The sequence below is a fragment of the Dactylosporangium sp. NPDC005555 genome, assembly GCF_040605635.1.
In the GTDB taxonomy this organism is placed as follows: Bacteria; Actinomycetota; Actinomycetes; order Mycobacteriales; family Micromonosporaceae; genus Dactylosporangium.
Genome location: NZ_JBEXDG010000097.1, coordinates 1 through 24,469 on the forward strand (window position 1 = coordinate 1; position 24,469 = coordinate 24,469).

Annotated in this window: 21 protein-coding genes; 14 read left to right on the plus strand and 7 right to left on the minus strand. The window is 71.7% G+C overall.

Going from position 1 to position 24,469, the window contains the following annotated elements:
* Positions 1-235: 235 nt before the first annotated feature.
* Complete coding sequence (locus ABZS58_RS48485) at positions 236-883, plus strand: LysE family translocator (RefSeq protein WP_354791353.1); 648 nt, start codon at positions 236-238, stop codon at positions 881-883.
* Positions 884-1,122: 239 nt separating this feature from the next.
* On the opposite strand, the gene ABZS58_RS48490 is transcribed toward ABZS58_RS48485, so the two are convergent.
* Both ABZS58_RS48490 and ABZS58_RS48495 read right to left on the minus strand, forming a co-directional pair.
* Positions 1,123-3,264, minus strand: coding sequence for a hypothetical protein (locus ABZS58_RS48490; RefSeq protein ID WP_354791355.1), 2,142 nt, complete (start codon positions 3,262-3,264; stop codon positions 1,123-1,125).
* Between the two features lie 422 nt (positions 3,265-3,686).
* Complete coding sequence (locus tag ABZS58_RS48495; protein ID WP_354791356.1) at positions 3,687-4,358, minus strand: hypothetical protein; 672 nt, start codon at positions 4,356-4,358, stop codon at positions 3,687-3,689.
* Here ABZS58_RS48495 and ABZS58_RS48500 point away from each other — a divergent pair.
* From ABZS58_RS48500 to ABZS58_RS48525, 6 genes are all read left to right on the plus strand, one after another.
* Positions 4,353-4,598 (plus strand): hypothetical protein, encoded by a 246-nt coding sequence (locus ABZS58_RS48500; RefSeq protein ID WP_354791357.1) that lies wholly within the window; start codon positions 4,353-4,355, stop codon positions 4,596-4,598. The genes ABZS58_RS48495 and ABZS58_RS48500 overlap by 6 nt on opposite strands.
* Before the next feature lie 313 nt (positions 4,599-4,911).
* Positions 4,912-5,109, plus strand: a complete 198-nt coding sequence (locus ABZS58_RS48505) for a hypothetical protein (protein ID WP_354791359.1) — start codon at positions 4,912-4,914, stop codon at positions 5,107-5,109.
* A 166-nt stretch (positions 5,110-5,275) separates the two neighbouring features.
* Positions 5,276-5,848 carry a MauE/DoxX family redox-associated membrane protein gene (locus tag ABZS58_RS48510; RefSeq protein ID WP_354791360.1) on the plus strand — a complete coding sequence of 191 codons (573 nt, stop codon included), beginning with the start codon at positions 5,276-5,278 and terminating at the stop codon, positions 5,846-5,848.
* 20 nt (positions 5,849-5,868) lie between these two features.
* A complete protein-coding gene (locus tag ABZS58_RS48515) occupies positions 5,869-6,393 on the plus strand; it encodes a redoxin domain-containing protein (RefSeq protein ID WP_354791361.1) in 525 nt (174 codons plus the stop codon).
* Positions 6,394-6,521: 128 nt separating this feature from the next.
* Complete coding sequence (locus ABZS58_RS48520) at positions 6,522-8,297, plus strand: ABC transporter ATP-binding protein (RefSeq protein WP_354791363.1); 1,776 nt, start codon at positions 6,522-6,524, stop codon at positions 8,295-8,297.
* Positions 8,294-8,884, plus strand: a complete 591-nt coding sequence (locus ABZS58_RS48525; RefSeq protein ID WP_354791364.1) for a S26 family signal peptidase — start codon at positions 8,294-8,296, stop codon at positions 8,882-8,884. Before ABZS58_RS48520 ends, ABZS58_RS48525 begins: the two co-directional genes overlap by 4 nt.
* Here ABZS58_RS48525 and ABZS58_RS48530 read toward each other — a convergent pair.
* The 3 genes from ABZS58_RS48530 to ABZS58_RS48540 form a co-directional block, all read right to left on the minus strand.
* Entirely contained in the window at positions 8,821-11,694 is a 2,874-nt protein-coding gene (locus ABZS58_RS48530; RefSeq protein WP_354791365.1) for a BTAD domain-containing putative transcriptional regulator, read from the minus strand. The genes ABZS58_RS48525 and ABZS58_RS48530 overlap by 64 nt on opposite strands.
* 225 nt (positions 11,695-11,919) lie before the next feature.
* A complete protein-coding gene (locus ABZS58_RS48535) occupies positions 11,920-12,462 on the minus strand; it encodes an SRPBCC domain-containing protein (protein ID WP_354791367.1) in 543 nt (180 codons plus the stop codon).
* Positions 12,459-12,797, minus strand: a complete 339-nt coding sequence (locus ABZS58_RS48540; protein WP_354791369.1) for a metalloregulator ArsR/SmtB family transcription factor — start codon at positions 12,795-12,797, stop codon at positions 12,459-12,461. The genes ABZS58_RS48535 and ABZS58_RS48540 overlap by 4 nt, the downstream gene beginning before the upstream one ends.
* A gap of 162 nt (positions 12,798-12,959) precedes the next feature.
* Here ABZS58_RS48540 and ABZS58_RS48545 point away from each other — a divergent pair, with 162 nt between their 5' ends.
* Together ABZS58_RS48545 and ABZS58_RS48550 are read left to right on the plus strand one after the other, a co-directional pair.
* Positions 12,960-13,886, plus strand: a complete 927-nt coding sequence (locus ABZS58_RS48545) for a bile acid:sodium symporter family protein (RefSeq protein ID WP_354791370.1) — start codon at positions 12,960-12,962, stop codon at positions 13,884-13,886.
* A complete protein-coding gene (locus ABZS58_RS48550) occupies positions 13,883-17,023 on the plus strand; it encodes a BTAD domain-containing putative transcriptional regulator (protein ID WP_354791372.1) in 3,141 nt (1,046 codons plus the stop codon). The genes ABZS58_RS48545 and ABZS58_RS48550 overlap by 4 nt, the downstream gene beginning before the upstream one ends.
* Here the strand turns inward: ABZS58_RS48550 and ABZS58_RS48555 are convergent.
* Positions 17,007-17,591, minus strand: a complete 585-nt coding sequence (locus ABZS58_RS48555) for an SAM-dependent methyltransferase (RefSeq protein ID WP_354791373.1) — start codon at positions 17,589-17,591, stop codon at positions 17,007-17,009. The two genes, ABZS58_RS48550 and ABZS58_RS48555, sit on opposite strands and share 17 nt — an antisense overlap.
* A gap of 4 nt (positions 17,592-17,595) precedes the next feature.
* The gene (locus ABZS58_RS48560) at positions 17,596-17,808 is read right to left on the minus strand and encodes a 2TM domain-containing protein (protein WP_354791375.1); all 213 of its coding nucleotides are present in this window, start codon (positions 17,806-17,808) and stop codon (positions 17,596-17,598) included.
* Positions 17,809-17,956: 148 nt separating this feature from the next.
* Here ABZS58_RS48560 and ABZS58_RS48565 point away from each other — a divergent pair, with 148 nt between their 5' ends.
* From ABZS58_RS48565 to ABZS58_RS48585, 5 genes are all read left to right on the plus strand, one after another.
* Positions 17,957-18,751 carry an alpha/beta hydrolase gene (locus ABZS58_RS48565; RefSeq protein WP_354791377.1) on the plus strand — a complete coding sequence of 265 codons (795 nt, stop codon included), beginning with the start codon at positions 17,957-17,959 and terminating at the stop codon, positions 18,749-18,751.
* Between the two features lie 18 nt (positions 18,752-18,769).
* Positions 18,770-20,929 (plus strand): MMPL family transporter, encoded by a 2,160-nt coding sequence (locus ABZS58_RS48570; RefSeq protein WP_354791378.1) that lies wholly within the window; start codon positions 18,770-18,772, stop codon positions 20,927-20,929.
* A complete protein-coding gene (locus ABZS58_RS48575; RefSeq protein WP_354791380.1) occupies positions 20,910-21,479 on the plus strand; it encodes a hypothetical protein in 570 nt (189 codons plus the stop codon). Before ABZS58_RS48570 ends, ABZS58_RS48575 begins: the two co-directional genes overlap by 20 nt.
* The gene (locus ABZS58_RS48580) at positions 21,476-23,044 is read left to right on the plus strand and encodes an FAD-dependent oxidoreductase (RefSeq protein WP_354791381.1); all 1,569 of its coding nucleotides are present in this window, start codon (positions 21,476-21,478) and stop codon (positions 23,042-23,044) included. The genes ABZS58_RS48575 and ABZS58_RS48580 overlap by 4 nt, the downstream gene beginning before the upstream one ends.
* A gap of 291 nt (positions 23,045-23,335) precedes the next feature.
* Positions 23,336-24,292 (plus strand): DUF1152 domain-containing protein, encoded by a 957-nt coding sequence (locus ABZS58_RS48585; protein WP_354791383.1) that lies wholly within the window; start codon positions 23,336-23,338, stop codon positions 24,290-24,292.
* The last annotated feature ends 177 nt before the right edge of the window (positions 24,293-24,469 follow it).

Below are 24,469 nucleotides of genomic sequence, written 5' to 3' on the forward strand. Positions count from 1 at the left end.
CGATCGGGATGCATAGCCCCGTCCGGTTTGAGCATTCCCTGACAGGAACAGCGAGAGCTGCTTAAAGCCCTGTCCACTGTTCAGGGGGAACCTCAATCCGCCGCGAGGCGCGTTCCATGTCGCGCACGGGTGCGAGGAGCGGGCGGCCTGTGTGAGGAAGGTGCTGTGTGAGCCCGCGGCACGGTGACGGCCCGGTGGCGGCGCTCGTCGCCGCGGAACGGTGGGAGGAACGGTGATGACGGCCGCGCAGGTGCTGACCTTCGGCGGCGTTGTCGCCCTTGGTGCCATCTCGCCAGGGCCGGACTTCGCCGTTGTGATGCGACGCTCGGTCCTTGCAGGCCGCGCGCATGGCATGGCGACAGCGGTGGGCGTTGCCGCCGGGGTCTTCGCTTGGGCGATCGCTGCCGCGACCGGCGTTGCAGCACTGGTCGCCGTGAGCTCTCTCGCCTTCACCGTCATCAAGCTTGCAGGAGCGGGCTATCTGCTCTACCTGGGTGTCAGGGCACTGCGCTCGGCAGTGCGCTCACGCGACCTGCGACCCGACCCGAACACCGGGCCGGCCGCCGGGCCGGCCGCCGGGCCAGGCCTGTTGGCAGCGTTCCGTGACGGTCTGCTGTGCAACGTGCTCAACCCCAAGGCAGCGATGTTCTTCGTCGCGCTTCTGCCGCAGTTTCTCCCGACCGGCGCCGGCCTCGTCCCGCTGCTGACGTTGTCAATGATCGCCGTGGTCATCACCGCCGCCTGGTTCCTCACCGTGGCGAACCTGGTCGCCGCGGCGCGCCGGGTGCTTGCCCGACCGGCCATGCGTCGTTGCATCGACGGGATCAGCGGCACGGCACTGATCGGCCTCGGCGTCCGGCTCGCGTTCACCACCGCCAGGTAAGTCCGTCCCGGTCACTCCGCTCGCTCTACCGCTGCGGCCGTCAAACCCAGCTCAACGCTGACCTTGGAGACTTTGCCAGCCCAGGACCAGGCAGGCCGCCGGCATCGCCGGGAACCATGATGCCTGCTCGAATTTCGCGCTCGTGCGGGATTCGCCTGCCACGCTCCGCTTCGGTGTAGAGCAACAATCAGGGCCATCGTGATCACCACCTGCGGGTTTGCTCCGGTGGTCCCTGTACGTCAGTGGTGCAGCAGCGGCCGATCCAGCAGCGCCCGGCAGGTGGTGAGGCGGGTGGCCAGGTCTGGGTCGACCTGCTGCAGGGCGGACAGGTCGGTCCGGGTGTCCAGCAGTTGCGTCCACAGGACGCCGCGGGCGTGCTCGGCGGCCTCGACAGCGGAGGCTGCGGCGGCTGCGGCCACCGCGGCGGCTGCGGCGTCGCCGGCCAGGTCGGCGACGTAGCGCCGCAGGAACTGGTGCTGGTCGGTGAGGGTGTTGCCGCGCCAGATGAGCAGTGGCAGCAGAGCGATCGCAGCCAGGTAGTGGGGTGCCGCGTCGGCCGGGCCGCGTGCGCCGGCGACGGTGCGCGCGGCGTCGCGCGCGGCGCGGACCCGTTCGGCGACCGGGCCGGCGTTCGTGTCGGTGGCGGCCTGCCAAAGCTGCACGGCCTCGTTCAGATCGTCGAGTGCGCCGGTGCGACCGTGGCGGACGCCGAGTGTGGCGGCCAGGTTCGCCAGGAACGTGGAGCGTTCGGGGCGTGACGGTGCGACCCCTCGCACCACGTCGCGGAGCAGATCCACGGCCTCGTCCAGGTCGGCGCGGTCGGCGGCCTGCCGGCGCAGCAGCTCCTGCGCTGAGAACCGGCCGGCGGGCATGGTCGTAGCGTGGGTGCGCAGCGCGATGGCGAGGTTCGACTTGTACAGAGCGCGGTATTCGTAGTCGGCGGGGACCTCGGCGATGGCCTGCCGCAGTTGCTCGATCGCCTCGTCGAGGTCGGCGGGGGAGCCCACGGCATGGCTGCGGAAAACCAGTGTCGCTGCCAGATTCGCACGCTGGCCGGGCCGGGTGGTGTCGTCGCTGAGCTGCAGCCCGCTCCGGCTGGCGGCAACAGACGCGTCAAGGTCGGCCGGGTCGTCCGTGTGTTCGTAGCGCAGCCGCAGCGCATTGCTCAGATTCATCAGCCAACCCGGGTGCCCGGGATCGTCGGCAGCCGCCCGCTGGTGCAGCTCGACCGCCCGTTCGATGTCGACGGTGGCGCCGGTCAGCTGGTGGCGCATGGCGAATGCGTTGCCGAGGCTGCTCAACTGACCCGGATCCGTTGGCCCGCGTTGCCCGAAGGCGATCGCCTGATCGAGGTCGCCGAGCGCGCTCGTCAGCGCGTACCGGTGTTGGAACAGACTGCCGACGAGGGTGGCGTTCTGGTCGGGCAGCTGTTCGACGGCGGCGTCGATGGCGAGGCCGAGCGTCGCCGGATCGTCGTAGGTCGAGTTGATGGCCCTCAACACGTCGGCGAGCAGGTCGAGCCGGCGCGGACGGTCGGGATGACCGATTGGCGTGTTCCGCACCGCTGCGCAGGCCGCATCGAGCCCGGCGGTCAGGTCGCCCCGGGCCAGTCGGACCGCGGCCAGACCGGCCAGAAACAGCGGTCGCTGCGGATCGGCGTCGACGGCCCGCTGCGCCTCCTGCAGCGCCGCGTCGAGGTCGGCCCGGTTCCCGGCGGTGTCGTAGCGGGCCAACAGCATGATCGCTTGGTTCAACGCGATGGTCGCCCGTATCTCGCCGGTCGCCGCGAGAGCTGCCCTGCGGTTGACCTGCAAGGCCCGATCGAGGTCGCGACGCACGCCGGTCTCCGCGTGCAACAGCCGCAGCGCGTTGCCGAGGTTCACCAGGGCCGAGACCGCATCGGGGCGCAGTTCCGCCGCGCGTTCACCCGTTGCCACGGCCTGCTCGATGTCGGCCCGGTCGCCGCCGCGTTCGTATCGCATCAAGTACGCGTAACTCAGGTTTGACAGCACCTCGGGAAGCGTTTCGGCCGCCTGCGACAGCGCGTCGATCGCCTCGGTGAGTGCGTCGGCGTCGTCGGCCTGCTCGAGATGGGACAGCATCGCGGTCCCGATCCGTGCCCGGCGCGCCGGGTCGGCCTGGTCGACGTGGTAGCGACGGACCTGACTGGGGACCGCCATCGGATCGTCTTCGACCATGGCGCCGAACAGGCCGACCGCGATACTCAGATCCTGCTGGCCCGCACCCTCGGGCAGCGAGTTCCAGCGATGCCAGTGCAGCCAGGCCAAAGTCCGAACAACACGGGCCTCCATGCGCCGGTCGGGTGTCAGCGCGAGGTGACGCAGGTGCAGGGCCTCGGACGCGGCGGCGTCGTCGAGCACCGCGGCGGAGTCACCGGACTCGTAGGCCCCGATCCGCGCGTCGAGGGCGGCGATGAGCGTCGCAAGCTCGTCCATGACAGACGCAAACGTTACGCCACCGAACGGGCCGCGGCGGCGACGCGGACCGAACGTCGTGGCCGCGGTCGGGATCTCGGACCCAGCCGGCCGGCGGTCTGCGACGCCGTGGTTACGGATGAAGCCGGACGTGACCATCGTCTGGTCCTACAACTCTTGAACCAACGTGCACGCGCGGAGCGCGGCTACCATGTCCGCGAACCGGGCGACTCAGCTTGCCATGGCATTCCGTGGCGACCTGATCGCGGCTACTTGCGCGCAGGTGATCGAGCGCGGCGCGTCGGAGCGGCCGCCGCAGAGGTTTCACGCGCGTGGCCGGTCAGTTGCCCTGGGTGCGTCTTCGCTGCTCAGGTATGACAGCGGACTCGGGCCAGGATCGTGTCGGGTGCGACCGAGTCGAGGTAGGAGCTCAGCGCCAGGGCGTGCTCGTCCGCGCCGCGGTTGCCGGTCTCCTCGCTGAGCCAGTCGCCGGTGAGGGTGATGTAGACGTAGGTGGACAGGGCCTGGGCGGCGGCCCGGGCCAGGTGGGCGTCACGGCCGTCGGCGAGGTTGGCGACCGGATCGGTGAGCAGGAACGGGAACGTGAAGTAGGGGTGGCGCTGGGTCGCTGCCGCGGTGGCGACCGCCTGGACTGCGGGCTGGGCCAGCCAGTCGCCCTGGCCGTCGAAGTCCGACAGGGGTCGGGTGCCGGGGTGGGCGGCGGTCAGTTCGGCCCATGCGTCGAACTCGCCGGCCGCGTGCCGCACCGCGCGGTCCCGCATCACCGCGAAGTCGATCGCGGCCTTGGGGACCGCGAAGGCGACCCGTCGGCGGCCGGGGCGTAGGCGGTCGAGGCCGCGCGGCAGCAGCGGGAATGCGGTGGCGGCGCGGGCCGGCTCCCAGCGGTCCCAGGTAGCCGACGGGTCGAATGGGCCGTGGGTGTAGTCGTCGCGGTCGTACGGGGCGAGCGCCGCAGCGAGTGCGGCCGCGACGTCGGCCGGGGGCGTCGGCGGCAGGAAGACGGTGGCGTAGAAGTGCACAGCGCGGCATCCTACGGTCCGGCTGCGTCGCCCGGGAACACTGTCGCGCCGCCTCCCGATATCCGGCTCGCCGTCCCGGCCGGCACCCGGGAGGCGATCGACGCCGCGATCCGCCGCGGTGCCATGGCCGGCCTGCTGGCGATGCGGGCGGCCGATCCGTCCGTCCGGCTGCCCGACGCGGCAGACCTTCTCGTGTTCCGCCGCAACGCCGGAGTCACCGGCGGCACTACGGGTCGATAGCTCCGGATCGGTCCTCGGTCCGCCGTGGCGGGGGAGGGTTCGGAGAACGCTCGTTTCTGGAGTACAGCGGACGCGGCCCCGTCCAGCTCGTGATGATCGCGTCCCGGACCGGCCTGGTCCCGCTGCGGCGGCCTGGAACAGCGCTGAGGTGGGCGGTCAGTTCCGCCGGGCGGCCCGATCGACGCCGGCCGGAGCGCATGCCGGTCGTGCTTCCACACCGCTTCCACGGTCCTTGCGCCGGCCTTGCACCACGGCTCGGCAGGGTGTTCCTCAGAGGGAGCACGGTGCTCCTCGGGTATGTCGGGAGGCTCGGATGAGGGGAATCATCGAGGGTATGGGCGGCCGGTTGCTGGCCATGTTCGTGCCCAAGATCAGTGCATCGGCGGGCTGTGGCAGCTGGCCCTCGTGCTGGCAGTGCATCAGCCGGTGTGGGCGGGCGCTGCCCTGCGACGCCTGCACCGTCGGGGAGATCGACAAGCCCGGTGAATGGATCCTCTGCAAGGGCTGCTGACCAACTGAGGCCGCAGGGCGACTGACCGCTGTCGCCATGCGGCTTCCTGCCTCCGGCCGAGGTCGCGAAGCCGATGCTCCGATGTGGAATCCACGGTCGGGGAGCGGGTGGTCGAGCCTCGGCCGGGGCGGCCGGGTGTCAACGAGTCGAAGCGAAGGGAACACCGATGCACTATCTGGCCATCACCGTGCGGTGCGCGATCGGGCTGGTCTTCCTGGCGTCCGCGGTCGGCAAGCTGTGGGGACGGGGTGCGTTCCCCGCGTTCGTCGCCTCCCTGCGTGGCGTCGGACTGCTGCCGCGATCCCTGGTCCGTCCGGCCGCGATCGTCCTGGTGGTGGTGGAGGGCGCGCTGTGTGCGGCGTTGGCGGTGCCCACGGGGCTCGTTCCCGGCCTCGCGCTCGTCGGTGCGGCCCTGCTGCTGGGCATCTTCACGGTGGGGGTGGGAATCGCGGTGCGACGCGGGACCGCGAGCACCTGCCGCTGCTTCGGCGCCGGCACCGAGAGACTCGGCCGCAGGCACGTCGTCCGCAACATGCTGCTCACCGGTCTGGCGACGGGGGGAGCCGTCGCAGCGTTCGCGCCGGCTGCGTCACCATCCGGCTCCCTCGGGCCGGCGGGGCTGGTGCTCGCCGGCTTCGTCGGCCTGTTGCTGGGCTTCCTGGCCACCAGATCCGACGACCTGGTGGCCCTGTTCCGCAGGGTCGACCACGATCCGCGGCCTACCACCCACAGTCGTTGACTACGCTTGAGGAGCAACAGATGACCATTCTTGTCGCGGCCGTTCTGGTCGTGGGCCTGCTCGGTGCGGTGAACTTCCTGCTCACGTTCGGCGTGCTCAAGCGTCTCCGTGAGCACACGGCACTGCTCTCCAACAAGGCCGGGCTCTCCGCCGAACTCGGCATCGCCGACCCGGTGGGCGACTTCGCCGCGGTCGACACCGATGGCGCACCGGTGCGCCGCGAGCTGCTGCGGGGGGAGACCTTCGTGGCGTTCGTCTCCACGTCCTGTGACTCCTGCCGGGAGAAGCTGCCCGAACTCGTCGAGCACGCCCGGCGGGTGCCCGGCGGCCGGGAGCAGGTGCTTGCTGTCGTCGCGGCCGGCGCCGACGACGCCGGTGCGTTCGCCGAGCGGCTCGCCGCGGTGGCGCGGGTCGTGGTCGAGCCGAAGGGCGGTCCCCTCAGCAACGCTTTCCGGGCCTTCACCTATCCCACCATGATGTGGGTCGGTCCGGACGACGCCGGTCAGGTGGTCCGGATCAAGCAAGCGGCGCCGGCCCCGGCATGATCGGGCGGCGGACACGGCGGGGCGGGGTCGCGGCGGGTGACGGCCGCGGGTCGGGGGCGTGGGCACCACCGGCGCGGTCGGCACACCGGATCCGGACGGCCTGCCTGCTCGTCGGCCGGGCCGCCCCGGTGACCCTGCTGGGGTACGTGGTGCTCATGCTCGGCGCCGGTGCGCTGCCCGTGCTGATGGCGTGGTTGACCAAGGGGATTCTGGACGGACTCGCCGGCGGCGCGGCGCCGAGGACCCTGACCCAGATCGGATCGGCGCTTGCCGTCGCCGGGATGGTGGCGGGATCGGCGCCGCAGCTCACCCGGTACCTGCGGGCGGAGCTGGACCGGTCGGTCGGCCTGCTCGCGCAGGAGCGGCTGTTCACGGCGGTGGACCGCTTCGTCGGTCTCGACCGGTTCGAGGACCCCCAGTTCCTGGACAGGCTCCGGCTCGCCCAGCAGACCGGTGGCAGCACCCCGAGCCAGGTCGTGGACGGTGTCCTGGGCACCGCGCGTACGGCGATCACCGTCACCGGCTTCCTCGGGTCGCTCTACCTGTTCAGTCCGATGCTGGCCGTGCTGGTGCTGGCGTCGGCGGTGCCGATGCTCGCGACCGAGATGCTGCTTGCCCGCTACCGGGCCGGGATGCAGTGGCGGATCGGGCCGGCGGAGCGCCGCGAGTTCTTCTACAGCCAGTTGCTGTCCACCGCCGCGGCGGCGAAGGAGGTGCGACTGTTCGGCACCGGCGGCCACCTGCGGGCCCGCATGCTGGCCGACCGCCGGACGGTCAACCGGGCCAAGCACCTCAACGACCGCCGCGAGCTGTTGGCGCAGGTCAGCCTGGCGCTCGTGTCCGCGGTCGTCGCCGGCATCGGCCTGCTGTGGGCGGTCCGTGCCGCGGCGGCCGGCCGGATCACGGTCGGTGATGTCACCGTTTTTGTCGCGGCGGTCGCCGGCGTGCAGAACGCGCTGGCCACGCTGGCCGCGGAGATCGCCCGCGCGCACCACGCGTTGCTGATGTTCGACCACTACGTGGCGGTGACGACGAGTCCGCCCGACCTGCCCGTCACCTCGGTCGCCCAGCCGGTCGATCAGCTGAGGCGGGGCATCGAGCTGCGGGACGTGTGGTTCCGCTACTCCGCCGAGACGCAGTGGGTCCTGCGTGGGGTGAACCTGTGGATCCCGGCCGGCGCCACCCTCGCGGTCGTCGGGCTCAATGGTGCCGGCAAGTCGACACTGGTCAAGCTGTTGTGCCGGTTCCACGACCCCGACCGTGGACAGGTTCTCTGGGACGGGGTGGACATCCGCGAGGTCGATCCGGCCCAGCTGCGGCTCCGCATCGGCGCCGTCTTCCAGGACTACATGCACTACGACCTGACCGCGGCGGAGAACATCGCTCTGGGTGATCTCACCGCCCTGTCGGAGCGAGGACGGATCACCGCCGCCGCGCGTACCGCCGGCATCCATGACGTGCTGACCGCGCTGCCGCACGGTTACGACACCCTGCTGTCCAGGATCTTCTACCAGGAGGCGGACAAGCAGGACCCGACCACCGGCGTGGTCCTCTCGGGTGGCCAGTGGCAACGGCTGGCGCTCGCCCGCGCCTTCCTGCGGGACCGGCCGGACCTGCTGATCCTCGACGAGCCCTCGGCCGGGCTCGACGCCGCGGCCGAGCACGAGATCCACCACCGCCTGCTGCGGTACCGCGCGGGCGGGACCAGCGTGCTGATCTCGCATCGTCTGGGCGCCCTCCGCGACGCCGACCTCATTGTCGTCATCGCCGACGGCGGCGTGACGGAACGAGGCACGCACGATTCCCTGATGGCGGCCGACGGCACCTACCGCAGGCTGTTCGACCTTCAGGCGTCCGGCTACGGCGAACACGCCGAGGGCGCGCTGACGACGGAGGCGAGATGACCGCAGAACCCGTCGGACGTACACCGTCCGACCAGACACGGACGGCGCAGGCCGCCGGCGCCGTCGCCCTCGTCGGCGGGACCCTGCTCGCGGTGGCGTCGTGGCCTGACGCGTGGATGCTGATCTGCGGGTTGTCGGCGGCCCTCGCCGGCGCGGTCCTGCTCGGACGCTTGCTGACGCGTCGTCTCGTCGCGGTGACCGTGCACGGCGCCAGCATGGAGCCGACCTACCGGGACGGCGACCGGGTGCTGGTCCGGCGGGGCGGCGTACCGGCCGTAGGGCAGGTGGTGGTCGTGGAGTATCCGTCCCTCGACGGCAAGTGGCAGCTGCCGCTGCTGCGCAACGGCGCCTCGGGATCCGAGGTGGGCCGGCGCCGGTGGCTGATCAAGAGGGTGGCGGCGGTGCCCGGGGATCCGGTGCCCCGTGACCGGGTGCCGGCGCTGGCCGAGGAACGAGTACCGCCAGGCATGGTCGTGCTCCTGGGCGACAATCCAGGCTCGAGTTTCGACTCGCGGCGAATGGGTTACTTCCCCGGCGAGCGGGTCCTGGGCGCGGTGCTCAACGCCCGGCGCTCGCCCTCGACATGACCGGCGACCGGCATCCTTGCCCGGGTGCCGCCGCAGAGTTCCAGCTTGGCCCGTACGGCCTCGGCGCCGTCGGTGCGCAGCTCGATCATGATCGCGTACGCCCGTCCCCAACTGGTCGCGGCGGCCGTCATGTCACCCAGGGCATGGTGGCAGTCACCGAGATGCGCCAGGGCCTCGGCTTCCTTGAAGCGATGCCCGACGTTCAGGCGCAGTGCCTGCTCGTAGCACTCGACGGCGATGGTGTAATCGCCCAGGTGCTGGTAGGCGTAGCCGAGGGTGTCCCAGGTGTTCACGGCCCCGGCGTCATCGCCCAGTTCGGCGTGCAGCGACAGCGCCTGCCGGCAGTATCCGATGGCCTGCCGGTAGTTGCCGACCTGCGCGTGATCCCAACCCACCGCGTTCAGTGCCCGGGCCTGCCCGCTGCGGTCGCCACCTTGTCTGAACAGGTCGAGCGCGACCCGGTCGTGGTGCGTCGCCGCCCGCCGATCATCCTGCAGCTCACACAGCCAGCCCAGGCTCAGGTGGATGTACGCCTCGCCGTTCGGATCCGCGACGTCGGCGAGGTCGGTCAGCGCCCGGTGCAACTGATCCCGCGCCTGTTCCGGGCGCCCGAGCCCGGCGAGCGCGTGGGAGAGCTCCCTGCGGCACTGGGCCTGCGCCGAGCGGTCATCGAGGCGGGACGCCGCCGACAGGGCCAGGGACTGGGTGGTCAGCACGTCGTGCCAGTAGCTGCCCCGGCCGAGGTAGGTCGCCGCCGCCCAGGCCAGCTGCCAGGCGTGCCGGTCGAGACCGGCCTGGGCGGCCCAACCGACCATGGCGATCAGCGTCTGGTGCTCCACGGTGAACCAGGCGATGGGGTCGACCTCCGCGATGTCTTCGGGTATCACGCCCTCCTGCGGTGCGACCACCGCAACCGGTAGCCGGTAGGGCATCAGCACTCTGTCCGCCGCGACGGCGGAACGCAGATAGTGATCCAGCACCCGGCGCAGTGCAGCATGCCGCTCGGGCTCGGCCTCGCTCAGTTCACCCGCGTAGGCCCGGAGCAGATCATGCAGGACGTAACGGCCCGGAACCGGTTCCCCAGTCAGGTGGGCGCCGGTCAGTTCGGCGAGCAGGGCGTTGGCCGCGCGCCGGCTCACACCGGCCAGGCTGGCCGCCGAGGCGGCGGTGAACTCCGGGCCGGGATGCTGGCCGAGCAGCCGGAACAGCCGAGCCGCCGCCGGGGTCAGTGCCCGGTAGGACCAGGAGAACACGGCGCGTACGTCCACCGACGAGTCGCTGTCGGCGAGCCGGTCCAGCACCCCGGCCCCGGCCAGATCGTCGGCGAGGGACCGGAGGGTGAACTGGGGGTTGGCAGCGGCCCGGGCGGCCGCGATGGACAGGGCCAGCGGGAGGCCCGCACAGAGCCGGGCGATGTCGGAGACGGCCTCGGGTTCCTTCCCGGCGCGGTCGGTGCCGATTCGGTCGTGGACCAGTTGGCCGGCCTCGTCCTCGTCCAGCAGGCCCAGGGTGAGCGGGTGGGCGCCGTCGACGGCGATCAGGGATGACATCCGGTTCCGGCTGGTCACCACTGTCACGCTCGTGGTCGAGGAGGGGAGGAGTGGCCGGACCTGCTCGGCGCTGTGGGCGTTGTCGAGGATGATCAGGATCCGGCGGTCCCGCAGCTGGGCCTGGTATCTGGCCATCTGTGCGTTGAGATTGGCCGGAATCTTCTCCGGTGCCACGCCGAGTGCCTCGAGGAAGGCGCGCAGCACCTCGGTCGGCGTCAGCGCCGTGGCAACGGCATCGAAGCCGCGGAGGTTGGCATAGAGCTGCCCGTCGGGGAACCGAGGGGCCAGCCGGTGGGCCAGACGCAGACTCGAACTGGTCTTGCCGACCCCGGCCGGACCGAGGACCAGCAGAATCGCCGACCGCTGCTCGTCACGGCCGATCAACCGGGCCTCCGCAGTGGACAGTTCCTGCACCCGGCCGACGAAACACGGCAGGTCCGGAGGCAGCATCCGGGGCACCGAGGGCCGGCCGACCGACCCGCTGGTGGGTTGTCGCACCTCCCGCCGCAGGATGTCGCGCTGCAGGGCGTGCAGCTGCGGTGCGTCGATGCCACGGCGGCTCAACAGTGCCAGGCCGTGCCGGCACACCTCCGCCGCCTCGTCGGTCCGGCCGTCGCGGTACAGGGTGAGGGCGAGCATGCAGCGCAGACTCTCGTCGTACGGATCGGCGGCCACGGCGCCGGTCAGGTCGCCCATCGCCTCGGCGTGCCGCCCCAGCTCGTTGGTCGCCTCCGCGTAGGTGAGCAGTGCCGCACGGTGAACTGCCCGAAGCCGGGCGATCTCGACCAACGCAAAGGGTTTGTCGGCGAGGTCGGCGTAGGGCTCGCCGTGCCAGCGGTCGAGCGCAGTACGCAGGATCGCGACGGCCCGGTCGGCCTGCCCGGCATCGCCGAGCGCCAGCAGCCGACGGCCCTCCCGGAGCGACTCCTCGAACCGGACGGCGTCGACGCACGCCGGCTCCAGGTCCAGCCGGTATCCCGCCGCGGTTCCATGGCCGACCGTGGCGATGAGCCCCTTGCCACGCCGACCCCGCTCACCGGGTTCGAGGGCGCGCCGCAGGTGGGCGACATGGCTGCGGAGGGTGACCCGCGCGGCGTCCGACGCGTCGTCGCCGGCCAGCAGTGTCGCCAGTCGCCGGCTCGGCACCGGCTTGCCGAGCTCCAGCAGCAGGATGGCGAGCAGCGTGGTGAGCTGTGGACCCAGCGGGACCGGGACACCGTCTCGGCGGAGCTGCACGGGGCCGAGTACGGAGACGTCCATCCGTCCACTCGCCACAGGCTCGCTCACCGGCACGCGCCCGGGTCACCGAGAGTGGGTACGGTCGGGACCGCCGACCGGAACAGGCCGATGGGGGGCACCCGAGTACGCAGCAGATCCACCTCAGCCATGGTCACTGGTTGATATAGGTGAGATGCATTGTATAGGCGTCGTTTGGCCGCCGGCACCATGCTGCCGGCGAGTGACCGGGCCTGCGCGCGGCGGGAGTCAGCGCGACCCCGGCGATTCCACTCGACGGGTTCGCGATGGTGCGTCTTCCGAAGAGGTGTGGCGTTCGGCGACCTGTGCGAGCTGTTCGGTGACCGAGCCCCAGCCGTCCGCGAAACCGAGCTTCTCGTGATGGTCGCGAGCGGCCGGATCGCCGTGGCGGACGACGACGCGGTAGTCCGTGCCGTCGGGGTGGTCGCTCAGGGTGATCTCGGCGGTCATGGGGACCGGGGAGGGGTTCGTGGGCCGCCACGCGCTGTCGATCGTGTTCGTGAACACGATCCGCTCGAGCTCGTCGACGACGAGGAAGCACGCATCGAGGTGCGGGGCGAACGTCACCCCGTCGTCGCTGAGCCGGGTCACGAGCGCGCCACCGGGCCGCACGTCCAGGCGGTCGACGCGGCACAGGGTCGGCGCCGGGAGCCACCACTGCGCGAAGCGGGACGGGTCGGTCCACGCGCTCCACACGGCGGCACGGGGCGCGCGGATCACCCGTTGCAGGGCCAGGTCCAGGTTCAGGTTCAGGTTCAGGTCGGGATTCATTGCTGGTGCTCCTTCGGGTCGGTGAGGAGGCGTTCGAGGCGATCGGTGCGCGCTTCCCAGATCCCGCGCTGCTCCGCGAGCCAGCCGTCGACGACGGCGAGGCGTTCGCGGTTGAGCGTGCAGGTGCGCACCCGTCCGGACTTCGCCGTGCGGATCAACCCGCTGGCCTCGAGCGTCCGCAGGTGCTTGATGAACGAGGGGAGGGTCATCGGGAACTCGCCGGCGAGCTCGCCGACGCTCGCCGGACCCCGGCCGAGGCGCTGGATGACGCCGCGCCGGGTCGGGTCGGCAAGGGCGACGAACACGTCGTCGAGCTGCGCCGAATACTGTGCCACGCGGCTAAGTATTCTTCACCACGATACTTAGCGCAAGAGCTAAGTATCGTGAAGATGAACCTGCCGGGCCGTGTGCGACGTACGGGCGTACCAGACCCGCAGACACCGGCCGCACCACCTGGTAGGACGGCGGGTGCGCCCGATCGGGCCTATTGACCGGGCATGGTGGACCGGCCAGAATGCACCGTGGGTTCCACGTTGATCTCTGCCAGTCTGCCTGTGGCCCTGTTCGTCGTGATGCTCGGCCTGGGTCTCAGCCTGACCGTCGAGGACTTCCGGCGGGTCGGGCGGCATTCGCGGGCGGTGGTGATCGCGCTGGTCTGCCAGCTGGTGCTGCTCCCGGTGATCTGCTTCGGTCTGGTGCTCGCGTTCGGGCTGCCGGCGGCGTTGGCGGTCGGCATGATGCTCGTCGCGGCGTCGCCCGGTGGTCCCACCGCCAATCTCTACAGCCACCTGTTCGGCGGCCACGTCGCGTTGAACGTCACGCTCACCGCGGTCAACACGGCGCTGATCGTCGTCACGCTGCCGATCGTGGTGAACCTGTCGGCCGCGTACTTCCTGCCCGACGGGGCCGCGCTCGGGCTGCAGTTCGGCAAGGTGTTCCAGGTGTTCCTGATGGTGCTCGTGCCGGTCGCGATCGGCATGCTCGTGCGCGCGCGGGTGCCCGGGGTCGCGGACCGGCTCAACCGGCCGGTCCGGGTCCTGTCGGTGGTGGTCCTGGTCGCGGTCATCTCCCTCGTGGTCTACGCGGAGCGGGCCAACATCGCGGACCATGTCGTCGCGGTCGGCGCGGCCGCGGTGACCTTCAACGTCATCAGTCTGCTGATCGGTTACGGCGCGCCGCGGCTGGCCGGCGTCGAGCACCGCGCGGCGATCGCGTCCGGGTTCGAGATCGGCGTGCACAACACCACGATCGCCGTGACCGTGGCGCTGAGCCCGGCGCTGCTGAACAACGCCGAGATGGCCATCCCCGGCGCGGTCTACGGCATCCTCATGCATTTCGCCGCGTTCGGGTTCGGCTTCCTGCTCACCCGCCGCCGGGTGCTGCAGGCCGTTTCCGGCGGCCCGGCGGCGGTCGAGCCCGGATGAGCGGCGGCGGAGACGGCCTGCGCCTGCGGATGCTCGGACCGCTCCGGGTGTGGCGCGACGGGGTCGAGCTGGACGCCGGACCGCGGCAGCAGGCGTACCTCCTCGCGCTGCTGCTGGCCCGCGTTGGTCACCCGGTCACGACGAGCGAGCTGATCGGACTGATCTGGGGCGAGGACGCACCCGCGAGCGCGCTCAACGTGATCCAGAAGTACATCGGAGCCCTGCGGCGCCTGCTCGAACCCGAGGTCCCCGCCCGGGAAACCGGTTCATACCTGCATCGCCGCGGCAACGCGTACCTGTTCACCACCGGCCCCGGCACCCTGGACCTGCTCGCCTTCAGGGAACGCGTCGGCGCCGCCGAAACGGCCCTGGCGCAGCGACACCGCGAACGGGCCCTCGAGCAGTACGTCGACGCCCTCGGCCTCTGGCAGGGCCCGGTGGCCGACGGGTTCACCCACGAAACAGCCGCGATGGCGGTCTTCGCCGCGCTCGACGACGAGTTCCACACCGCCTGCACGACCGCGGCCGGCCTGGCCGTGTCGCTCGGCCGGCCGGAGCTCGTGCTGCCGGCACTGCACCTGGCCACCAGGACGGCACCGTTCCACGAACCCGTGCAGGCCGGCCTGGTGTCCACGCTCAGCGCCGCGGGACGCCAGGCCGAAGCGTTCTCGGCGTACCGCACCTTCCGGGACCGCCTCGCCGACGAACTCGGCATCGACCCCGGCCCGGCGCTGCAGACCGCATATTTGCGGGCGCTGACGCAGACCCGCGCGACCCCGCCCGACGACTCGGACGGCACCGCACGGAAGGGTCTCGTCGGCCGGGCCGAGGAGCTCGCCGTCCTGCGGCAGGCCGTGCAGGCGGCACTCACCGGCGGCACCGGACTCGCCATCGTGGAGGGCGAACCGGGCGTGGGCAAGACCCGCCTGGTGCAGGAGGCCGCAGCGGAGGCGGGCCGGCGCGGAGCACGCGTCGTGTGGGCTTCGTGCCTGGAAGGCGACGGCACCCCGGCGATGTGGCCGTGGGAGCAGGCGATCACCGCTGTCGTGGACAGCCTGCCCGCGCCGGCGCGGGAGAAGTGGATCGCCAGCGAGCTCGGCAGCCTCGTCGAGGCTGCCGAGGCGCGGCACGGCGACGGGCCGGTCGTCGGCGGTGGCCGCGCCCAGTTCCGGCTGTTCGAGCAGGTCGTCGCCGTCGTCGGGCAGGCCGCGGCACAGCAGCCGACGCTGCTCGTCGTGGACGACCTGCAGTGGGGCGATGCCGCCTCGCTCCAGCTGTTCGGCCACCTGGCGGGCCGGCTGCCGGTCGGCACCGCGATCGTCGGCGCCCTGCGGAACCGGGCGCCCGTGCCGGGCTCCGACCTGTCGCGGGTCCTCGCAGACGCCAGCCGGCTGCCCATCCACCGCCGGGTGCGGCTCGGCCCGCTCGGCCTGAGCGACGTCGCCGAGCTCATCCGCCGCGAAGCCGGACACGAGCCGGGCGCCGACACCGCCCGTACCATCCACGACCGCACCGCCGGAAACCCGTTCTACGTCCGGGAACTGTCCCGGTTCCTCAACGACCGCGGCGCACTCACCGGCGGGACGGTGCAGGCGGGCGTGCCGGCCGGCGTGCGGGACGTCGTGCGTGGCCGGATGGCCGGGCTCGACGACAGCGCCCGCGACCTGCTGCAGATCGCCGCGCTCATCGGCCGCGACGTCGACCTCGGGCTGCTCGCCCGCGTCGCCGGTGCCGACGTCACCGGCTGCCTGGAGCGCCTCGAGCCGCTGCACGCGCTCGGCCTGCTCGAAACGCGGCCCGGGGACCCGTTCTCGCTGCGGTTCGCGCACGACCTGGTGCGCGAGTCCATCACCGAGACGACACCGCAGCAGCAGGCGACCCGGCTGCACCTGCGCGTCGCGGACGCCCTCGAGGAGCAGCTCGCCGACGACGAGTCCATCCCCGAACGCCTCGCCTACCACCTGTGGGCCGCCGGCCCGCTCGCCGACCCGGTGCGCACCGTGGAGGCGCTGAAACGCGCAGGCCGACGCGCGACGAGCAAACTCGCGTTCGCGGCCGCCGACCGGCACCTGGAAACGGCCGCCCAGCTGGCCCGGACGGCCGGGCTGCCGGAGCTGGAACTGTCCGCGCTCGCCCTGCTCGCCATCGCCCCACGCCGGCAGGCCGGGTTCGGCGGCACAACCTTCGACCTGCTTGAGCGCGCCGAACTGCTGGCCCGCCAGCTCGGCCGGGACGTCGAGGCCGCCGGCCTGCTCTTCGCCCGCCTGTTCGGCGCCTACACGTTCCTCGAACCGGACCGCGCGCATCTGGTCCGGCGACTGTACGAGCAAGGGGAGGCGTCGAGCGACCCGATCCTGCGCGTGTACGGGCGGCAAGCGTGGGGCCTGCACCAGTGGGACATCGGCAACATCGGCGAGGCGTACCGGTACTTCATCGACAACGACCCGGCCCTGCTGCACGGTGACGCCTCCCCGCAGAGCGGGACCACGGTCCGGCAGGACGTCTCCGGCGAGTGGCCCGGCTGGCGGGCCGTCGTGACCGCGCTGCACGGCGACGCCGGGACGGCGGGCACGATGATCGACGAGTGGAACGGGCCCACCGACCCGTACGGTGTCGCCACCTGGGCGTACTACATCACCATCATCGCCTCCATGGCCGGTGACGCAGCCTGGGTGATGCGCACGATCGAACGGTGGATGGCCATGGGCACCGGCCGCAGCGCCGTCCAGCAGGAGATCTACGTGCGGCTCAACTGGTACTGGGCCCGGGCCCTCACCGGCGACGACCCGGCCGCGACCACGGCGGAGGCCGAGCAGCTCCTCGCCGCGACGCTCACCGACCCGCCCCGGTGGGGGATCGCCTACCACAACGGGTTGATCGCCGAGATGTGGCTCGCCGCCGGGCGCCCGGACGCCGCCGGCGCGGCCCTCGACCGCGCGGACCGGGCCCTGGAAGCCCACGGCCAGCGTTACGCCGAAGGCCTCATCCGGCTGCTGCGGGCGCGCGTGCTGCACGCCGGTGGGGCGCCCGCCGACGTCGTGCGGGCCGCGGCCGAAGCGGCCCGCGCCTGGTCCGCCGAGCGGGCGACCCACCTCTTCGCCCACCGCGCCGAAACGTTCCTCAGTGAGCTCCAGTGACCGGACGACGGCAGTAGTACACCAGCGCCGGGGGAACGTTGGCCCACTCGGTGCGGCTGACGACGACCTCGTCGAACCGTGACCGCAGGGACATCAGCAGCCGCCGAGCGGGTGGCAGCCACCGTGAATGCAGATAGGCGAACGTGGTGAACACGCCATGCGGCGGCAGCGCGGCGACCACCGCGGACAGCACATCACGCTGACGGTGCTCGGCGAACGCCGCCCACGGCAGACCGCTGACCACGACGTCGGCCTGGCTGATCCCGCGCCGCGCCAGCACCGCCACGAGGTCGGTCGCGTCCGCGGTCACCACGTCGACCCCGGGATGCAGGGCGCCCAGGTGCCGCGCGAACCGCGGGTTGACCTCGACCGCGATGTGCAGGCCGCGCCCGGCGAGCCGCCGCTGGATGGCGTGGGTGAAGGCTCCGGTGCCCGGACCCAGCTCCACCACGACGGGTGAACCGGTCCGGGGCACCGCAGCCGTCGCCACCCTGGCCAGCGCGGCACCGCTCGGCGCGATCGCACCGACCGTCAGGGGATCGCGCACGAACTCCAGGAGGAACGACACCGGATCAGTACCGGTGCCGGGGCCTGGACGGCGAGACGCCCCACGCGTGGAACGCCAGCCCGATGCCCCAGGCCACGATCGACCACACGGGCCAGAAATGGTGCTGCGAGTCGAACAACCACCACACCATCACCTGCACCACATTGGCCACCACGTAACTGAGCACATGGACCCGCAGGCCCCATTTCCTGGCAGTTTCGCTTTTCATCGATGTCATGCCCGCACGCTAAAACGGGGCACTTGACAGCGACGGAACCGTTCGTGGATCGGGCTTCCGTCGTCATTCAGCGCCCGTCAAGTGCGCGTTCCTACGCTGACCTGCAATTCACGGCTGCAACCGATACCTGTGGAAAGGCGTACCTCACATGACGACGACTCGCAGAACGCTGCTGGCAGGCTCCGCCGCGGTGGCCACCGGCGCCCTGACCGGCGCCTCCGCCGCCGAGGCCCACACCCGGCCCGGCGGGAAACCGAAACCCACCGTGGTGCTCGTGCACGGCGCGTTCGCCGACGCGTCCGGCTGGAACGCCGTCGCCGCCCGGCTCATCGGCGACGGCTACCCGGTCATCGCCCCCGCGGTCCCGCTACGCGGCGTCGCCGCCGACGCCGCCTACCTGGCCAGCGTCCTGGCCACCCTCAGCGGCCCGCTGGTGCTCGCCGCGCACTCCTACGGTGGCATGGTCATCACCAACGCCGCGACCGGCAACGCGAACGTCACCGCGCTGGTGTACGTGGCCGCGTTCGCTCCCGAGCAGGGCGACACGCTCCCCAGCCTGCAGTACTGGTACCCGGGCAGCAAACTGACCCCGGAAGCCCTCGACTACCGGCCGCACGGCACGGGCGCCGACGCCTACATCAAGAAGGAGGTCTTCCGGGACGCGTTCGCCGCCGACGTGCCGAAGAAGGAAGCCGCACTGATGCAGGCGAGCCAGCGGCCGCTGCACGTGGGCGTGTTCGAGGAGCCGTCCGGCGCGCCGGCCTGGAACACGATCCCCTCCTGGTACCTCGCCGCCCGCAACGACCAGGTGATCCCCGTCGCGGCGCAACGGTTCATGGCGCAGCGGGCCCGGGCCCGCGTCGTCGAGGTGAACGCCTCGCACGTCGCGATGATCTCGCAGCCGGCCGCGACGGCCGACCTCATCACGCGCGCCGCGCGCTGACGACGGCAGGGGACTGCGATGTTCGAGCGGTGGGGGCGGACGATGGTCCGCCGCAGGTGGTGGCTCATCGGCGCGGCGCTGGCCTTCATGGCGTTCGGCGGCGTCTGGGGTACGCAGGTCTTCGGCGCGCTGATCACGGAGGGATTCGAGGACCCGGGCAGCGAAAGCTCCCGCGCCGTCGCCCGCGCGCAGGAGACGCTGGGGCGCACCGGCAACGACGTCGTGGTCCTCTACCGGAGCCCGACCACGACGGTCGACGACCCCGCGTTCCAGCGGGCCGTGACCGACACCCTCGCCGGGCTGCCCGGCGGGACGGTGACCGCGACGGTCACCTACTGGAACACCAACCACAACCCGGGCCTGGTCAGCCACGACCGGCGGGCGACCTACGCGGTGCTGACCCTGGCCGGCGACGACGAGACCGCGCGCGGCCAGGCACTGCAGGAGATCGAGGACGACCTGGCCGCCCCCGGCCTCGACACCCGGGTCGGTGGCATCACCGCCGTCAGCCGCGACATCCGCGAGCGGGTGGCGGCCGACATCGCCCTCGCCGAGACGATCTCCATCCCGGTCCTGCTCGCGCTGCTGGTGCTCGTCTTCGGCAGCGTCGCCGCGGCGAGCCTGCCCCTGGCCATCGGCGGCCTGGCCATCATCGGCGCGTTCACCGCACTGCGCGTCATGAGCTACGTGACCGACGTGTCGGTGTTCTCCATCAACGTGGTGACGATCCTCGGGCTCGGCCTGGCGATCGACTACGGCCTGTTCATGGTCGGCCGGTTCCGGGAAGAGATCGCCCGCGGTCTGGCCGTGGAGGACGCCGTGGCCCGCACGATGGCCACCGCCGGGCGTACCGTCGCGATCTCCGGCATCACCGTCGCGGTGTCCCTCGCCGGGTTGCTGATCTTCCCGATGCCGTTCCTGCGCTCGATGGGACTCGGCGGACTGTCCGCGGTGCTCGTGGCGATGCTCGCGGCGCTGACCGTGCTGCCCGCGCTGCTCGGCGTCCTCGGCCACCGCGTCGACGCCCTCTCCGTGCGCCGGCACCGGCGTCAGCCGTCACCCGAGCACGGCTTCTGGTATCGCCTCGCCCACAGCATCATGCGCCGCCCCGTCCTCTACGCCGTCGGGGTCCTCGCCGTGCTGCTGCTGGCCGGCGCGCCGTTCCTGCGCGTCGAGTTCGGCGGCATCGACCCGCGGGTGCTCCCGGCGGGCACCGAGAGCCGCGTGGTCACCGAGACCGTCGACCGGGACTTCGTCCAGAACAGCCAGCTGCCGATCGAGGCGATCGTCACCGCCCCGGACCCGGCCGGCCTCGACCGGTACGTCGCGGCGGTCCGCGCGGTCGGCGGGGTGACCGCAGCCGACATCACCGGCCGGTCCGGTGACGTCTTCCGGGTGACCGTCACGTACGACAGCGACCCGATCTCGGCGCAGACCCGCGACCTGGTCGGCGACATCCGCGACGTCCCGGCGCCGCCCGGCGGTGAGGTCCTCGTCGGCGGCCTGACCGCGCGGCTCGCCGACCAGCTCGACGCCGTCGGCGACCGGCTGCCGTGGATGGCGCTGATCATCGTCGGCGCCACGTTCGTCCTGCTGTTCCTGGCCTTCGGATCGCTCGTCCTGCCGGTGAAGGCGATCCTGATGAACGTCCTGTCGCTCGGCGCGTCGTTCGGCGCGCTGGTGCTGATCTTCCAGGACGGCCACCTGTCGGGCCTGCTGCGCTTCACCTCCACCGGCACACTGGAGGCGACCCAGCCGATCCTCGTGCTCGCCGTCGTCTTCGGGCTGTCGATGGACTACGAGGTCTTCCTCATGTCGCGGATCCGGGAGGAGTACGACCGTACCGGCGACAACACCCACGCCGTCGCGGTCGGACTGCAACGCAGTGGCCGGATCATCACCAGCGCCGCGCTGCTCATCCTCGTCGTCATCGGCCTGTTCTCCATCTCCGGGATCACGTTCATCAAGCTGATCGGGGTGGCCCTGCTCATCGCCGTGCTCGTCGACGCCACCATCGTGCGGGCGCTGCTGGTGCCGGCGACGATGCGGCTGCTCGGCAACGTCAACTGGTGGGCGCCCGCGCCGCTGAAACGCTTCTCCGACCGGCACGGCCTCCGCGAGACTTCCGAGCACGAGCTGGACGGCTCAGGGGGAACGCATGCATCAGCAGGCGTATGAAAGCCAGTGCACCGTCGAGGAGCAGCGGCACACCGCCGCCGGCAGACCGATCCGTCACCCGCGGCTCGCGCTGCTCGCCCTCGCCCTGGGCACGTTCGCGATCGGCACCGGCGAGTTCGGCAGCAACGGGAGCATCCAGCTCTTCGCCGCCGACCTCGGCGTGACGGTCCCGGTCGCGACCCACGCGATCACCGCGTACGCCGTCGGGGTGATGCTCGGCTCGCCGGCGATCGTCGTGCTCGCCGCCCGGATCAACCGGCGCACCCTGCTGCCCTGCCTGTTCGGCGTCGGCGCCGCCATGATGGCCGCCATCCCCACCATCCAGGTCCAGCTCAGCCGGCTCGCACCCGGCGCACCGACCCTGAAAGGCGCACTCAACCTCGCCGCGCTCAACCTCGCGAACGCGCTCGGCGCGGTCGGCGGCGCCGTCACCCTCGACGCCGGCTGGGGCACCCTGTCCACCGTGTGGGCCGGCTTCGTCATGACCGCCGCCGGCCTGCTGCTCTACGGTACGACCGTCGCCCGGCCTTTCTCGAGCCCCGCCAGATGACAGCGCCGAGAGGGCCGGTGCTCAACGACGAGCAGTTCCGCCGCCTCGCCGCCTACGGGACCGCGGAGCACGTCGAGGCCGGCCAGCACCTGTACGTCCCCGGCGACGCGACCTACGACTGCTTCCTGCTCCTCACCGCGACCGTCGACATCGTCGCGACCGCTGTGATCTACCGGGGCGGACCCGGCGACTTCCTCGGCGAGCTCAACCTGCTGACCGGCCAACGTGTCTACCTGACCGCCCGGGTGGTCACCGCGGGCACCGTCGTCCGCATCGACCCGCCGGCGTTGCGCCGGGCCCTCGCCGAGCACGACGACATCGCCGGCGTGCTCCTCGCCGCGTTCCGGCAACGACGCGACGTCTTCCGCACGACGGCCGGCAGCGCCCTGGTCGTCGTCGGGCAGCGGCACGGCGTGGACACGCTGGACCTGCGCACCTACGCGGCCCAGATGCTCCTCCCGCACGCCTGGCACGACCCGGACACGCCCGCCGGACGCGCGACGATGGCGTCGGCCGGACTGACACCCGATGACCTGCCGGCCGCGGTGCTGCACGGGTCGGCGCTGCGCAACGCGACGCCGGGCACGGTCGCGGCGGCGCTCGGCCTCACCTACCGGCCCGACCGGAGCCCGGCCGACCTCGTCGTCGTGGGCGCGGGCCCGGCCGGGCTGGCCGCCGCCGTGTCCGGGGCCTCCGAGGGCCTCACCACCGTGCTCCTGGACCGCAGCGGGATCGGCGGGCAGGCCGCCAGGAGCGCCCGCATCGAGAACTATCTGGGCTTCCCGCAGGGCATCAGCGGCGACCACCTGACCCGCCTGGCCATGGTCCAGGCGCTCAAGTTCGGCGTCCGCATCCACGCACCGTGCGTGGTCGCCGGCCTCGACCTCACCGACGACCGGCGGCCGGTCGTCCTGCTCGACGACGGGCAGCGCATCCAGACCCGCGCGGTGATCGCCGCCACCGGGGCGCACCACCGCCGCCCGGACGTCCCCGGATGGGCGACGTTCGAGCAGTCCGGCTGCATCCGCTACGCGGCGACCGACCTGGACGTCCGCGACCACGACCATCGGCCGGTCGCGGTGATCGGCGGCGCGAACTCGGCGGGGCAGGCGGCCCTGTCCCTCGCCGCCCGCGGCGCGACGGTGGAACTGATCGTCCGCGGTGCCGACCTCGAAGCTCGCATGTCGTCCTACCTGACAGACCGGATCCGGGCACACCCCCGGATCCGGATCCACGCCGGCAGCACGATCCGCGGCCTGACCGGCGACACCACCCTGACGTCGATCGTCGTCTCGCTGCCCGACGGGCACCGCAAGCGGCTGGACTGCACCGCCGTGTTCTGCTTCATCGGCGCCGACCCGGTGTCGGGCTGGCTCTCAGGGCTGGCCGTGGACGACGACGGCTTCGTCCTGACCGACGGCCGCCAGCCGTTCCAGACGAGCGCCGCCCGCGTGTTCGCGGTCGGTGACCTCCGCTCGGGCTCGACCAAACGCGTCGCCACCGCCGTCGGCGAAGGCGCCAGCGCCATCTCCTCCGTCCATGCCGCCCTTGCCGGCGGCTCGTGAGGTCCCTTCGTCGATTCGGGGCGGTGCCGTTCGTAACACTGTCGAGCGCCCGGCACCTCGAGCTGGTCGAGATCCGGACCCACGACGGACGCACCCAGGAGCTGATCTACCGGCCCACCTCGCACGCCTGACTTGTGCGCCGTCGGACCGCCCACTCACCGTGCTCGCGATCGCCGTCGTGGCGACAGTGGTGCTCAGCAGCACTGGGCGCTTGGCTGGGATCGGTCGTTCGGGGATCATGCAGCAGGTGATGGACGTGAACGTCGAGATGGTGTCGCGTCGGGGTGGAACGTGAGCTCGCTCGTCACTCCGCCGTTGTTCGCCGCACTGAGCAAGGCACGCCGCGTCCTGATTGCCGGTGCGGGTGGCGGTTTCGACGTGTACGCGGGGCTGCCGCTGGCGATCGCGTTGTGGGACGCCGACGTTGAGGTCTACCTGGCCAACCTGTCGTTCAGCCAACTCGAACTCCTCGACCTGGACGTGTGGCTCGCCGAGAACGTCGCCGCGGTAACCCCGGAAACGACCGGGCTGGCCGACTATTTCCCCGAACGCACGCTGGCGGCCTGGCTCGCCGGTCATGACCTGCCGTCCACGGTGTACGCCTTCCCCAAGGTCGGCGTGCAGCGCCTGCGAGCCGCCTACCGCCACCTCGTCGATCACCTGGGCATCGACGCGATCGTGCTGGTCGACGGCGGTACGGACATCCTGATGCGCGGCGACGAAGCCGGTCTCGGCACGCCCGTTGAGGACATGACCAGCCTGGCCGCGGTCGCCGGGATCGATCTGCCGATCAAGCTGGTCACCTGCCTCGGGTTCGGCATCGACGCCTATCATGGCGTCAACCACGCCCAGGTGCTGGAGAACCTCGCCGCACTCGACCGTGACGGCGCCTACCTCGGTGCGCTGTCCATCCCCGGCGCGAGCCGGGAAGCCGCGCTGTACCGCGACGCGGTCGCCGACGCCCAGGCCGCGACGCCGCTACGGCCCAGCATCGTCAATGGACAGATCGCCGCCGCCACCCGCGGCGACTTCGGCGACGTGCGGTTCACCCGGCGAACCCACGGCAGCGCACTGTTCGTCAACCCGCTCATGGCCATCTACTTCACCGTCGACCTCGACGCGCTCGCCGCTCGATCGCTGTACCTGGACCGGCTGGAGAACACCTACGGCATGCGCCAGGTCGCGACCCGCATCGAACAGTTCCGCGAGACGATCAGCACCCGCTTGCCCCGCGCCTTTCCGCACTGAACACCGGGCCGCGCCCGAGCCCGCACGCCAACGGCGTCGGGCTCGTCGTCTGTCGCCCTCTGCGCACTCACGGCGGCAGATGCGGTGCGCCACGAAGCGCCTCGTTGTATCCCCGGTGCAGCCGGGAAGAACTCGGAGGGAGGTTTTTGGGTCCGATGGCTTACCTGGATCCGAAAG

Bases quoted from the DNA above. Each gene is read 5' to 3' on its own strand.
- ABZS58_RS48505 (WP_354791359.1), top strand. From the start codon at position 4,912: ATGAGGGGAATCATCGAGGGTATGGGCGGCCGGTTGCTGGCCATGTTC.
- ABZS58_RS48550 (WP_354791372.1), top strand. From the start codon at position 13,883: ATGAGCGGCGGCGGAGACGGCCTGCGCCTGCGGATGCTCGGACCGCTC.
- ABZS58_RS48530 (WP_354791365.1), bottom strand. From the start codon at position 11,694: ATGGACGTCTCCGTACTCGGCCCCGTGCAGCTCCGCCGAGACGGTGTC.
- ABZS58_RS48510 (WP_354791360.1), top strand. From the start codon at position 5,276: ATGCACTATCTGGCCATCACCGTGCGGTGCGCGATCGGGCTGGTCTTC.
- ABZS58_RS48515 (WP_354791361.1), top strand. From the start codon at position 5,869: ATGACCATTCTTGTCGCGGCCGTTCTGGTCGTGGGCCTGCTCGGTGCG.
- ABZS58_RS48570 (WP_354791378.1), top strand. From the start codon at position 18,770: ATGTTCGAGCGGTGGGGGCGGACGATGGTCCGCCGCAGGTGGTGGCTC.
- ABZS58_RS48565 (WP_354791377.1), top strand. From the start codon at position 17,957: ATGACGACGACTCGCAGAACGCTGCTGGCAGGCTCCGCCGCGGTGGCC.
- ABZS58_RS48560 (WP_354791375.1), bottom strand. From the start codon at position 17,808: ATGACATCGATGAAAAGCGAAACTGCCAGGAAATGGGGCCTGCGGGTC.
- ABZS58_RS48535 (WP_354791367.1), bottom strand. From the start codon at position 12,462: ATGAATCCCGACCTGAACCTGAACCTGAACCTGGACCTGGCCCTGCAA.
- ABZS58_RS48525 (WP_354791364.1), top strand. From the start codon at position 8,294: ATGACCGCAGAACCCGTCGGACGTACACCGTCCGACCAGACACGGACG.
- ABZS58_RS48575 (WP_354791380.1), top strand. From the start codon at position 20,910: ATGCATCAGCAGGCGTATGAAAGCCAGTGCACCGTCGAGGAGCAGCGG.
- ABZS58_RS48485 (WP_354791353.1), top strand. From the start codon at position 236: ATGACGGCCGCGCAGGTGCTGACCTTCGGCGGCGTTGTCGCCCTTGGT.
- ABZS58_RS48545 (WP_354791370.1), top strand. From the start codon at position 12,960: ATGGTGGACCGGCCAGAATGCACCGTGGGTTCCACGTTGATCTCTGCC.
- ABZS58_RS48580 (WP_354791381.1), top strand. From the start codon at position 21,476: ATGACAGCGCCGAGAGGGCCGGTGCTCAACGACGAGCAGTTCCGCCGC.